Raw genomic sequence first — 12,202 nt, forward strand, 5'->3', positions numbered from 1 at the left:
GACGCCGACGGTCTTGGCGCCGATGGGGCGACAGGCCGTACCGCCGTGCCGCGCGGCTGGCGGCGCGGCGGTACGGTGACCTCGTAGCGGCTCCCCTGGCGGCCGGTCCCGCACGGCAGGTGTGCCGCCTGAAACGGGAACGGCGCCCGGTGAACGTGTCCCACGTGTGATTTCCCCCTCCCCGCCCACCGCGAAACGGCGGGTTGCGGGATGCTGTCGATAACGTTCGTTCACATCCCCGGCCCTTCAGGCACGGGAGACGCATGTGGAGGCAGTGATGGGTGTGACCGGTCCTATCCGTGTGGTGGTGGCCAAGCCGGGCCTCGACGGCCATGATCGCGGGGCCAAGGTGATCGCGCGGGCGTTGCGCGACGCCGGTATGGAGGTCATCTACACCGGGCTCCACCAGACGCCGGAGCAGATCGTGGACACCGCGATCCAGGAGGACGCCGACGCGATCGGCCTGTCGATCCTCTCCGGCGCGCACAACACGCTCTTCGCCAAGGTGATCGAGCTGCTGAAGGAGCGCGAGGCGGAGGACATCAAGGTCTTCGGCGGCGGCATCATCCCGGAGGCGGACATCGCGCCGCTGAAGGACCAGGGCGTCGCGGAGATCTTCACCCCCGGTGCGACGACGGCGTCGATCGTCGACTGGGTCAACGCGAACGTCCGGCACCCCGCGGAGGCCTGATCCTTCCCACCACGAGGCAGCGGGCCGCTCGGCCCGCCTGCCCAGGGTGGTGTCCCCGGCCGCACCGGCCTCCGGCCGCGTGATGCCCGGAATCGGCGACGGTCGGACCCGGGTGACGGCCGGACCCGGGGGGCAGGCCGACGGACCCGCCCTCCCCAGCCGTGCACAGGTCCCGGGCCCCTGCCCGCGGCCCACGCGCAGACCGTCCGGCGCCCCGGCCGCCGAACCGGAGTCCGCCGAGCGAAACCCGGAATCGGTCGAGCGGAACCCGTGGTCCCTCGACCCCCTCAGCCCGGTATCAGCTCCACGTCCATCGCCGCGCGCAGCCGCAATGTGGAGACCAGGCGTCGGAACGCCTCCGACCAGTAGCCGTTCGCGCCCGGTGAGGCGTCTTCCGGTTCGTCCGGGGTGGTGGTGAGGATTTCGAGACGGTCCGCCTCGGCCGGGTTCAGGCAGCGTTCGGCGAGGCCCATCACACCGCTGAAGCTCCAGGGGTAGCTGCCCGCGTCCCGGGCGATGTCCAGGGCGTCGACGACCGAGCGGCCGAGCGGCTCGGCCCACGGCGTGGGACAGACCCCGAGCAACTGGAACGCCTCGGACAGCCCGTGCGCCGCGATGAAGCCGGCCACCCATGCGCCCCGTTCGGACGGGGGAAGTACCGCGAGGAGCTTCGACCGCTCGGCGAGCGACGCCGTACCGGGGCCGTGCGACGGGGGGACGGAGGGGGAGCCGAGCAGTGCGCGGGCCCACTCCGGATCCCGCTGCCGCACTGCCGCCCGGCACCATGCCGCGTGGAGCTCCTCCGCCCAACCGTCGGCCACCGGCAGGGCGACCACTTCCTGCGCGGTACAGCCACCGAATCGCGCGGGCCAGGTGGCCAGCGGTGCGGCCTCCACCAACTGGCCCAGCCACCAGGACCGTTCGCCCCGACCGGACGGCGGCACCGCCACCACGCCGTCGCGCTCCATCGCCGCGTCGCACTCGTGCGGGGCCTCCACGGCGACGGAGGCGGCGTCATCCGTGAGGTCCGGACTCACACAGGACATCGCGCGGGCCGCCATCCGTCCGGCGAACGCCGACTCCGGCAGCGCTGACAGCAGCTCGGCGGCCGTCGAGCGGACATTGCGGCTGCGGTCGGAGAGGGCCTGTTCCAGGAAGGGCTCGTCCACCGCGGACAGTCCCGTGCGCAGAGAATCGAGGAACATCAGCCGGTCCTCGGCGCGCTCGGTCGTCCACGTGGTGCCGAGCAGCGCGAGCGCCTGAGTCGGATCGTGCGAGCGTACGGCCCCGAGCAGGGCGACCCGTTCGGCGAAGAGGCCCTCCTGCCAGAGCCGGGAGACCGCTTCCGGATCCGTGACGTCGGGCAGTGACGAGCCGCCGGGCGAGCCGCGCAGCGCGAACTTCCACTCGGGGTTCAGTCCGGCCAGCCACAACCCGCGCGGTCCGGCGAAGGCCAGTGCCTGAGGCCGTAGATCGGTGCGGGACCTGGCCGCGTCCAGCAGGGGCGGGAGCAGCGCGGGCGGTGCCCCGTAGCCGTGCCGGTTGGCGGTGGCCAGCCACTGCGGGATCAGCTCCATGAGATCGGGCGCCGTGCCGCGCCGGCCGCCCGAGCCGCCCGATGCCGAACGGTCCGTGAGGAGTTGGGCCAGCCTGCGCCGGGCGGCCGGAGGCAGCGGCGGGCGGGGATCGACGGGCGCCGGGCGGGGACGGGCGGCCGCGGCGGCGGGCAGCAGCCCCGCCCTGCGCCGAACGGTGTGGAGCGCCGCCGCGTCCAGCAGTCCGACCGGCCCGCCGCCTCCCTCCGGGGGGCGGCGGTCGGTGCCGAGGAGCGCCGAGGTGACGAGCTCCTCCCACGGCATGTCCGTGACGGTCGGTGGCATGGCGGTGGTGGTGCGGGGCGGCGCTGTGGTGGTGCGAGGCATGGGTCCTCCTTCGAATCCGATGTCAGATGAGCGGCACGGTTTCGGACGTCGTTGTGGTGCGGCTGATCTCGGCGCCGCCGGTCCCGGTACCGTCGGCACCCACGTCCGTGGACCAGGCCGTGAACGGGTCGAAGCCCCGGTGGCCGCATGTGCCGAAGACCGTGACCGGGGAGCCGCCGGAGAGTGCGACGAGCTTCCACAGACCGGGCCTGGACAGCGCCGCCGGGGTGAGGGGCAGGGCTGCGTCCCCTGCCGCGTCCACCAGTTGCCACCCGTCCCCGGACGGCACGGGTATGACATCGCGCAGCGTCACCGGCCAGGAGTCCAGCCAGGGATCGTTGTGCAGCGCGTCCCCGTACGCACCGATCGCGGTCGCCACCGTGCCGCCCGTCGGTGGCGAACCGGCCGACGACGGGACACCGAACTGCCGGCCCAGTTCCGCCCTCAGCCGGCCGGCGCCCGGATAGGGCGTGACCTCGGCATCGATCGTGACGCCCACCGGCAGTGCCAGAGCGGGGGAACGTCCGGCCGCCCCGAAGGAGAGCAGGAACGCCATGCGGCCCGAGTCCCTCCCGTACAACCAGATCCGGCGCGTGACGAGCTTGCCGTCCGGGGCGTCGTACTGGGCGAGGACCAGCCAGTGGTCGCGGACCGATGGGCCCTCGGCGGGGGCGGTCAGCCCCACGCGTGTGCGGACCGTGGCCGCCAGTGGCTCCGGCAGCCGGTCGATGCGCAGCCATGCGCTGTCCAGCAGATGGAGCAGCGCGCACTCCTCCAGCAGTCGCACCGGCCAGCCCGGCCCGGAGGCCGGGACGGCACCCAACTCCCTCACCCGTGAGGCCAGACCTGGAGCCTGGGCGTCGACCATGCGGGCGGCCGTCTCCTCCCACAGCCCGTACTCCGACTGATCGGCCGCCGCCAGACCGCCGCGCAGCAGATCCCCCAGCCGCTGCTCCAGCTCCTGCGCACCGCCGGTGATCCGTTCGGCCCGGCGCACGGCGCGCCGCCGGACGGCCTCCGGATCGGCCGGTCCGGTGGCCGGGGTGTCGCCCGCCGCGGGCCCGGCCTTCTCCCCGTTCTTCTTCTCCTCACCGCGACTGCGACGGCCCGTCAGCCACTCACCGGCCCAGTCCGGGACCCCGCCCGCGGGCAGGGCCGATTCGCCGGACGCCCAGACCAGCAGCAGGCCCAACGCGTGCTTGCACGGGAACTTCCTGCTGGGACAACTGCACTTGTACGCAGGGCCGGTGGTGTCGACCACGGTCTGATACGGCTTGCTCCCGCTTCCTCTGCACAGCCCCCAGACCGCGCCCGAACCGTCACACCCGGCGCCCGACCACGGCCCGGCCGAACCGAGCTTGCTCCCCGCCCTGCGTGATGCCTCGTCAGGAGCCAGGGCCAGGACCTGCTCCACCGTCCAGCGCGCTGCCGGGTCGGCCGCGCGCAAGGGTTCTCCCCCGTGAGATAGCAGCATGGGGACGACGGTAGGGCGCGCCGCTGACAATCCTTCTGACCTGCTGATTCGTCGTCATGCGTACCACTTGACTTTACTGTCCCTTTGCGATTCGCTGCGAGCTCTGACACTCGGATCCGGGGGGATGAACCGATGAGCCATGTCGTCCGCGACATCCGTCACGCAGGCACCGTGCGTACTGCCGTCTGCGCAACCGTCGTCCTCGGCCTCGCCATGGGCCTCGGTGCCTGCTCCGAGGCCGTCGACCAGGTGGACAGGGCCGTGGACGAGACCTACGAGGTCACGTACGAGGTCACCGGCACGAACGTCGACGAGATCCAGTTCCACGGGGGCGGGGGCAAGGCCATGGAGCCGAAGATCGAGACGGTCGAGTCCCCCACCCTGCCGTGGCGGAAGACCGTCACACTGCGCGGAATCATGCCCCCCGCCGTCATGCCGGTCGCCCTGGACGGGGACGGGGTCGAGGTGGCCTGCTCGATCACGTACGAGGGCAAGGTCATCAAGAAGGCCGAGGGCAAGGGCCTGCTCGCCGCGGGCGGTTGCGTCGCGGTCTCGCCGGTGGCGGGCTGAACTCCGCCCCGAAGCGGCTGAATCGGTCCTGACCTGCGGTCGGGACCGATTGTCAGTGCCGTGGTGCACGGTGGGAACCACATCAGGTCGACCGATCTGGAGGGGGATCCATGACCGTGTCCGAAACCACCGCAGCCGTGGCCGCGCAGGCGCTGCGACCGCATGCCGAGGACGCCTTCGCCCATGAGCTGAAGGCCCTCGCCGCGGCCGACGACCGCCCGCGGCCGGTCCGTTGGCAGCTTTCGCCGTGGGCCGTCGCCACCTACCTGCTCGGCGGCACCCTGCCCGACGGCACGGTGATCACACCCAAGTACGTCGGTCCGCGCCGCCTCGTCGAGGTCGCCGTGACCACGCTCGCCACCGACCGGGCCCTGCTGCTCCTCGGCGTTCCCGGCACCGCCAAGACCTGGGTGTCCGAGCATCTCGCGGCCGCCGTCAGCGGTGATTCGACGCTGCTCGTCCAGGGCACGGCCGGTACCCCGGAGGAGGCCGTCCGCTACGGCTGGAACTACGCGCAACTGCTCGCGCACGGGCCCAGCCGGGACGCCCTGGTGCCCAGCCCGCTCATGCGCGCCATGTCCGGAGGCATGACGGCGCGGATCGAGGAGCTCACCCGGATCCCCGCCGATGTGCAGGACTCGCTCATCACAATCCTGTCGGAGAAGACCCTCCCCGTCCCGGAACTGGGGCAGGAGGTCCAGGCGGTCCGCGGATTCAACGTCATCGCCACCGCCAACGACCGCGACCGCGGGGTCAACGAGCTGTCCAGCGCGTTGCGCCGCCGGTTCAACACCGTGGTGCTCCCGTTGCCGGCCACCGCCGACGCGGAGGTCGACATCGTGTCCCGGCGCGTCGATCAGATCGGGCGCTCGCTCGACCTCCCGGCCGCACCCGACGGCATGGCCGAGATCCGGCGTGTCGTCACGGTCTTCCGCGAACTGCGCGACGGGGTCACCACCGACGGGCGTACCAAACTCAAATCCCCCTCGGGGACGCTGTCGACGGCCGAGGCGATCTCCGTCGTCACCAACGGCCTCGCGCTGGCCGCTCACTTCGGCGACGGGGTGCTGCGCCCCGGCGACGTGGCGGCGGGCATCCTCGGCGCGGTCGTCCGCGACCCCGCGGCCGACCGGGTGATCTGGCAGGAGTACCTGGAGACCGTGGTCCGTGAGCGGGACGGGTGGCAGGACTTCTACCGCGCCTGCCGCGAGGTGTCCGTATGACCCGGGCCGCACGTCCCGCCGGACCGCTGCTGCTGGGGGTGCGGCACCACGGGCCCGGTTCGGCCCGCGCCGTCCGCGCGGCCCTGGAAGCCGCCCGCCCGGAGGCCGTGCTCATCGAGGGGCCTGCGGAGGGTGACGCACTGCTGCCGCTGGCCGCCGACGAGCGGATGCGGCCGCCGGTCGCGCTCCTCGCCCACGCCGTGGACGACCCCGGGCGGGCGGCGTTCTGGCCACTGGCGGCTTTCTCGCCCGAGTGGGTCGCGATCCGCTGGGCGCTGGCGCACGACGTGCCGGTCCGTTTCGTCGACCTGCCCGCCGCCAACTCCCTGGCCATGACCCAGGCGGAGGAGCGTCGAGCGGGCCACGACGGCGAGGGCGACGAGGACGGAGACGGGAACGAGAGCGGGAAGGGGGCGGTGGACACGGGCGCGGACCCGGCGGCGGGCACGGGCGGTCCGCCCGCACCCGCCCCGGTCGACCCCATCGGCGTGCTGGCCGGGACGGCCGGTTACGACGACCCGGAGCGCTGGTGGGAGGACGTCGTCGAACACCGCGCCCGGGACGGCGCGGCCACCGATCCGCGGGCACCGTTCGCCGCGCTCGCCGAGGCGATGACCGCCCTGCGCGAGGTGTACGGGGACGGCGGCCATCCCCGGGACACCGTCCGGGAGGCGTACATGCGCCTCCAACTGCGCAAGGCAGTGAAGGAGTTCGGCGAGGACGTCGCGGTCGTCTGCGGCGCCTGGCACGTGCCCGCGCTCGGTGCGAAGACCACGCTCGCCGCAGACAGGGCCCTGCTCAAGGGGCTGCCCAAGGTCAAGACCGAGCTGACCTGGGTCCCCTGGTCGCACCGTCGGCTCGCCCGGCACAGCGGATACGGGGCGGGCATCGACTCACCCGGCTGGTACGGGCACCTCTTCGACGCCGCCGACCGTCCGGTCGTACGGTGGATGACCAAGGTCGCCGGGCTCCTCCGCGACGAGGACCGGTTCGTCTCGTCCGCCCATGTCATCGAGGCCGTCCGGCTCGCCGAGGCCCTCGCCGTCATGCGGGGCCGCCCGCTCGCCGGTCTGGGCGAGACGACCGACGCGATCCGGGCCGTGATGTGCGAAGGCTCCGATGTGCCGCTCGCGCTCGTGCAGGACCGGCTGATCGTCGGCGAGACACTCGGTGAAGTGCCGGACACCGCCCCCGCCGTGCCCCTGCAACGCGACCTCACCCGACAGCAGCGCACGCTCCGGCTCAAACCGGAGGCGCTGGAGCGGGAGTTGGAGCTCGACCTGCGCAAGGACACCGACGCGGCCCGCAGTCGGCTGCTCCACCGGCTGCGGATCCTCGCCGTCGGCTGGGGCGAGCCCGCCGCGGGCCGGGCGAGCACCGGCACGTTCCGGGAGAGCTGGCGGCTGCGCTGGGAACCCGAGCTGTACGTGCGCGTCGCGGAGGCCGGGACCTGGGGCACCACCGTGCTCTCCGCCGCGACCGCCAGAGCCGAGTCCCAGGCCGCTTCGGCGAGCACGCTCGCCGAGGTCACCGCACTGGCCGAGCACTGCCTCCTCGCGGAACTGCCCGACGCACTCCCCGTGGTGATGAGGGTCCTCGCCGACCGCGCCGCGCTCGACGCCGACGTCGGTCATCTCGCCGACGCCCTTCCCGCGCTGGCCCGCACCCTGCGCTACGGCGACGTGCGGTCCACGGACACGGCGGCGCTCGGCGGTGTCGCGACCGGGCTCGCAGAACGGATCTGCGTCGGCCTGCCGCCCGCGTGCACCGGACTCGATGCCGACGGTGCCGCCGAACTGCGCCGCCGGGTGGACGGTGTCCACTCCGCGATCGGGCTGCTCACGGGGGCCGTCGGAGCGGACGCCGACGGGGCCGGGCTGCGTGCGCGCTGGACCGCCGTACTGCACAGGCTCGCCGTCCGGGACACGGTCGCGGGCGTCATCCGGGGCGGTGCGGCCCGGCTGCTGCTCGACGAAGGACGGCTCGCGGAGGACGACGCGGCACGGCTGATGGGCCTGGCCCTGTCGCCCGGCACACCCCCGGCCGAGGCCGCCGCCTGGATCGAGGGGTTCGTCGGCGGGGCCGCCGGGGGCGGCATGCTCCTCGTCCACGACGAGCGGCTGCTCGGCCTGGTCGACGCCTGGCTCACCGGGGTTCCCGCCGACACCTTCGCCGATGTACTGCCCCTGCTGCGCCGCACCTTCTCGGCGTACGAGGCGGGCGTACGGCGCACGCTGGGCGAACTGGTACGGCGCGGGCCGGCCACCGGGGGACCGACACCCACCGGTACCGGCACGACGGCGCCCGGCTTCGGCCCCGGACTCGACACGGACCGGGCCGATGCGGTGGTACCGCTGCTGCGCCTGATGCTCGGTCTGGGCTCCGGCACCGGTCCGGACCCGGGCGGCGTCGACCCGGGCGAGGGGGACGAGAGGCACGAGAGAGTCGAGAACGCCGAGGAACCGCTGGGGGCGACAGGATGACCACGGACACGGCCGGCACCGCACCGCACCCGGCCCCCGGCCCGCCGTCCGGCGGCCCGGCGAACGACGAACGGCTGCGCCGGTGGCGGCTGGTCCTGGGCGGCGACAGCGCCGAGAGCACCGGCTGCACCCTCACCGGACGCGACGCCGCGACGGACGGCGCACTCAACGCGTTGTACGGCGGCGGGGCGGGTCCCGGTGGCCGGGGCGGGAACAGCCGCTCGGCGGGGCTCGGGGCCTCCGCCCCCTCGGTCGCCCGCTGGCTCGGAGACATCCGCACCTACTTCCCCGGCTCCGTGGTCCAGGTCATGCAGCGTGACGCGATCGACCGACTCGGGCTCGCCGCCCTGCTTCTCGAACCGGAGATGCTGGAGGCCGTCGAGGCGGACGTCCACCTCGTCGGGACACTCCTCTCGCTCAACAAGGCCATGCCCGAGACGACGAAGGAGACCGCAAGAGCGGTCGTGCGCAAGGTCGTCGACGATCTGGAGAAGCGGCTGGCCACCCGCACCCGGGCCACACTCACCGGCGCACTGGACCGTTCGGCCAGGATCAACCGCCCGCGCCACCACGACATCGACTGGGACCGCACCGTCCGGGCCAACCTCAAGAACTACCTCCCCGAGTACGGCACCGTCGTCCCCGAGCGGCTCATCGGCTACGGACGGGCCGCACAGTCCGTGAAGAAGGACGTCATCCTCTGCATCGACCAGTCCGGGTCGATGGCGGCCTCGGTCGTCTACGCCTCCGTCTTCGGCGCGGTGCTCGCCTCCATGCGCACCCTGCGCACCAGGCTCGTCGTCTTCGACACGGCCGTGGTCGACCTCACCGACCAGCTCGACGACCCCGTCGACGTACTCTTCGGCACCCAACTCGGCGGCGGGACCGACATCAACCGGGCGCTGGCGTACTGCCAGTCGAAGATCACCCGCCCCGCCGACACCGTCGTCGTGCTCATCAGCGACCTCTACGAGGGCGGCATACGCAACGAGATGCTGAAGCGGGTCGCCGCGATGAAGGCCTCCGGCGTGCAGTTCGTGACGCTGCTCGCACTGTCCGACGAAGGGGCGCCCGCCTACGACCGGGACCACGCGGCGGCCCTCGGGTCCCTGGGCGCACCCGCGTTCGCATGCACCCCTGATCTCTTCCCGGAGGTGATGGCGGCGGCCATCGAGAAGAGGCCGCTGCCCGTACCGGACAAGGAGCCCCTTCAGTGACGAGAGGCGGCACCGACGAGGACGGGGGCCGGTGCGACCGCCGGGCCGGCCGACCGGGCCGAGGCGGACCGGCACGAGGCGGACCGGCACGAGGTGGCGGGCCCGGCGGACACGGTCACCGGCACGCTCCATGACGCCATCGGACGGCCCGGCGTACGGGAGCCACGGGACCGTTTCCGTACGACCGGGCGGCCGGGGGCGGCTGTCCGGGGACCACCCGACCGGCTGCTCAGGGACCACCCGACCGGCTGGACCCGAGGCTCCTGCCCACAGACATCGCGGCCGTGCCGTTCTGTCCACTGCGACCCGGCCGCGGGCCGGATCTGTGACCGTAATCACCGCTCAGGCGCGTTCTGCGATTTAGGGTCCTGCGGAGCGCGGGGATAACCTGCGAGATGGACATGCCGCGTACCCCGGGTCACCGTGTGCGCCTTCCTAGTGACAGAGCAGTCACGTTGCCCCTCGCGGCACGCCCACGCAGAAAACGAACCGCGAGACCATTTGATTAAGGGACGGACGCGCGTGGACCTGTTCGAGTACCAGGCGAGGGACCTCTTCGCCAAGCACGGTGTACCGGTGCTGGCCGGTGAAGTCATCGACACGCCTGAGGCAGCCCGCGAGGCGACCGAGCGGCTGGGCGGCAAGTCGGTCGTCAAGGCGCAGGTGAAGGTCGGAGGCCGCGGCAAGGCCGGCGGCGTCAAGCTGGCCGCCACCCCCGACGAGGCGGTCGCCCGCGCGACCGACATCCTCGGCATGGACATCAAGGGCCACACGGTCCACAAGGTGATGATCGCCGAGACCGCGCCGGAGATTCTTGAGGAGTACTACGTCTCGTACCTCCTCGACCGCACCAACCGCACCTTCCTGGCCATGGCCTCGGTGCAGGGCGGCATGGACATCGAGGAGGTCGCGGCGAAGACCCCCGAGGCCCTCGCGAAGGTCCCGGTCGACTCCAACACCGGTGTCACGATCGAGAAGGCCCGCGAGATCGTCGCCCAGGCGAAGTTCCCGGCCGAGGTGGCCGAGAAGGTCGCCGAGGTCATGGTGACGCTGTGGGACACCTTCGTCGCCGAGGACGCGCTCCTCGTCGAGGTCAACCCGCTCGCCAAGGTCGCCTCCGGCGACGTCCTGGCGCTGGACGGCAAGGTGTCTCTCGACGAGAACGCCGACTTCCGTCAGCCCGAGCACGAGGCTCTTGAGGACAAGGCCGCAGCCAACCCGCTCGAGGCTGCCGCCAAGGCCAAGAACCTCAACTACGTCAAGCTCGACGGCGAGGTCGGCATCATCGGCAACGGCGCCGGTCTGGTCATGTCGACCCTGGACGTCGTCGCGTACGCCGGTGAGAACCACGGCAACGTGAAGCCCGCCAACTTCCTCGACATCGGTGGCGGCGCCTCCGCCGAGGTCATGGCGAACGGCCTGGAGATCATCCTCGGCGACCCGGACGTCAAGTCCGTCTTCGTCAACGTCTTCGGCGGCATCACCGCGTGCGACGAGGTCGCCAACGGCATCGTCCAGGCTCTTGCGCTGCTCAAGAGCAAGGGCGAAGAGGTCACCAAGCCGCTGGTCGTGCGCCTCGACGGCAACAACGCGGAGCTGGGTCGCAAGATCCTTTCCGACGCCAACCACCCGCTGGTGCAGCGTGTGGACACCATGGACGGCGCGGCCGACAAGGCCGCCGAGCTCGCCGCGGCTGCGAAGTAAGGGACGAGGGACTCCAACACCATGGCTATCTTCCTCACCAAGGACAGCAAGGTCATCGTCCAGGGGATGACCGGTGCCACCGGCATGAAGCACACCAAGCTCATGCTCGGTGACGGCACCAACATCGTCGGCGGCGTGAACCCGCGCAAGGCCGGCACGACCGTCGACTTCGACGGCACCGAGGTACCCGTGTTCGGGACCGTCGCCGAGGCGATGGAGAAGACCGGCGCCAACGTGTCGGTTCTCTTCGTGCCGCCGGCCTTCGCCAAGGCCGCCGTCGTCGAGGCGATCGACGCCGAGATCCCGCTCGCCGTCGTGATCACCGAGGGCATCGCCGTCCACGACTCCGCGGCCTTCTGGGCGTACGCGGGATCGAAGGGCAACAAGACCCGGATCATCGGCCCGAACTGCCCCGGCCTGATCACCCCCGGTCAGTCCAACGCCGGCATCATCCCGGGCGACATCACCAAGCCCGGCCGCATCGGTCTCGTGTCCAAGTCCGGCACGCTGACCTACCAGATGATGTACGAGCTCCGTGACATCGGCTTCTCCTCCGCCGTCGGCATCGGTGGCGACCCGGTCATCGGCACGACGCACATCGACGCCCTCGCGGCGTTCGAGGCCGACCCCGAGACCGACCTGATCGTCATGATCGGTGAGATCGGCGGCGACGCCGAGGAGCGTGCGGCCGACTTCATCAAGGCCAACGTCACCAAGCCGGTCGTCGGTTACGTCGCGGGCTTCACCGCCCCCGAGGGCAAGACCATGGGCCACGCCGGCGCCATCGTCTCCGGCTCCTCCGGCACCGCGCAGGCGAAGAAGGAGGCCCTTGAGGCCGCCGGCGTCAAGGTCGGCAAGACGCCGACCGAGACCGCCAAGCTGGCGCGCGAGATCCTCGGCGCCTGATCGCCTCACCGC

9 protein-coding genes are annotated in these 12,202 nt (G+C 72.2%); 7 read left to right on the top strand and 2 right to left on the bottom strand.

The features are described 5' to 3' along the window. Positions 1 to 277 precede the first annotated feature (277 nt). A complete protein-coding gene (locus ACIOHC_RS23040) occupies positions 278 to 691 on the top strand; it encodes a cobalamin B12-binding domain-containing protein (RefSeq protein WP_266415302.1) in 414 nt (137 codons plus the stop codon). A gap of 287 nt (positions 692 to 978) precedes the next feature. Here ACIOHC_RS23040 and ACIOHC_RS23045 read toward each other — a convergent pair whose 3' ends face one another. Then, positions 979 to 2,613, bottom strand: coding sequence for a DUF5691 domain-containing protein (locus ACIOHC_RS23045; protein WP_351074465.1), 1,635 nt, complete (start codon positions 2,611 to 2,613; stop codon positions 979 to 981). Between the two features lie 22 nt (positions 2,614 to 2,635). Then, on the bottom strand, positions 2,636 to 4,087 hold the full coding sequence (locus tag ACIOHC_RS23050) for an SWIM zinc finger family protein (RefSeq protein ID WP_351074464.1): 1,452 nt from the start codon (positions 4,085 to 4,087) through the stop codon (positions 2,636 to 2,638). A gap of 132 nt (positions 4,088 to 4,219) precedes the next feature. Between ACIOHC_RS23050 and ACIOHC_RS23055 the strand changes: the two genes are divergently transcribed. The 6 genes from ACIOHC_RS23055 (at position 4,220) to sucD (ending at position 12,190) form a co-directional block, all read left to right on the top strand. After that, entirely contained in the window at positions 4,220 to 4,657 is a 438-nt protein-coding gene (locus ACIOHC_RS23055; protein WP_351074463.1) for a hypothetical protein, read from the top strand. 110 nt (positions 4,658 to 4,767) lie between these two features. Beyond that, positions 4,768 to 5,880, top strand: a complete 1,113-nt coding sequence (locus ACIOHC_RS23060; RefSeq protein ID WP_351074462.1) for an AAA family ATPase — start codon at positions 4,768 to 4,770, stop codon at positions 5,878 to 5,880. Then, a complete protein-coding gene (locus tag ACIOHC_RS23065) occupies positions 5,877 to 8,363 on the top strand; it encodes a DUF5682 family protein (protein WP_365689998.1) in 2,487 nt (828 codons plus the stop codon). Before ACIOHC_RS23060 ends, ACIOHC_RS23065 begins: the two co-directional genes overlap by 4 nt. After that, positions 8,360 to 9,580, top strand: coding sequence for a VWA domain-containing protein (locus tag ACIOHC_RS23070; protein ID WP_351074459.1), 1,221 nt, complete (start codon positions 8,360 to 8,362; stop codon positions 9,578 to 9,580). The genes ACIOHC_RS23065 and ACIOHC_RS23070 overlap by 4 nt, the downstream gene beginning before the upstream one ends. Before the next feature lie 522 nt (positions 9,581 to 10,102). Then, positions 10,103 to 11,284: an ADP-forming succinate--CoA ligase subunit beta gene (sucC, locus tag ACIOHC_RS23075; protein WP_351074458.1), complete on the top strand. Its 1,182-nt coding sequence runs from the start codon at positions 10,103 to 10,105 to the stop codon at positions 11,282 to 11,284. Positions 11,285 to 11,305: 21 nt separating this feature from the next. Beyond that, entirely contained in the window at positions 11,306 to 12,190 is an 885-nt protein-coding gene (gene sucD, locus ACIOHC_RS23080; protein ID WP_351074456.1) for a succinate--CoA ligase subunit alpha, read from the top strand. The last annotated feature ends 12 nt before the right edge of the window (positions 12,191 to 12,202 follow it).

Origin of the sequence: Streptomyces sp. NPDC088252, from assembly GCF_044740965.1 — a bacterium.
Lineage (GTDB): Bacteria > Actinomycetota > Actinomycetes > Streptomycetales > Streptomycetaceae > Streptomyces.

Bases quoted from the DNA above. Each gene is read 5' to 3' on its own strand.
- ACIOHC_RS23050 (WP_351074464.1), bottom strand. From the start codon at position 4,087: ATGCTGCTATCTCACGGGGGAGAACCCTTGCGCGCGGCCGACCCGGCA.
- ACIOHC_RS23065 (WP_365689998.1), top strand. From the start codon at position 5,877: ATGACCCGGGCCGCACGTCCCGCCGGACCGCTGCTGCTGGGGGTGCGG.
- ACIOHC_RS23070 (WP_351074459.1), top strand. From the start codon at position 8,360: ATGACCACGGACACGGCCGGCACCGCACCGCACCCGGCCCCCGGCCCG.
- ACIOHC_RS23040 (WP_266415302.1), top strand. From the start codon at position 278: ATGGGTGTGACCGGTCCTATCCGTGTGGTGGTGGCCAAGCCGGGCCTC.
- ACIOHC_RS23055 (WP_351074463.1), top strand. From the start codon at position 4,220: ATGAGCCATGTCGTCCGCGACATCCGTCACGCAGGCACCGTGCGTACT.
- ACIOHC_RS23060 (WP_351074462.1), top strand. From the start codon at position 4,768: ATGACCGTGTCCGAAACCACCGCAGCCGTGGCCGCGCAGGCGCTGCGA.
- sucD (WP_351074456.1), top strand. From the start codon at position 11,306: ATGGCTATCTTCCTCACCAAGGACAGCAAGGTCATCGTCCAGGGGATG.
- ACIOHC_RS23045 (WP_351074465.1), bottom strand. From the start codon at position 2,613: ATGCCTCGCACCACCACAGCGCCGCCCCGCACCACCACCGCCATGCCA.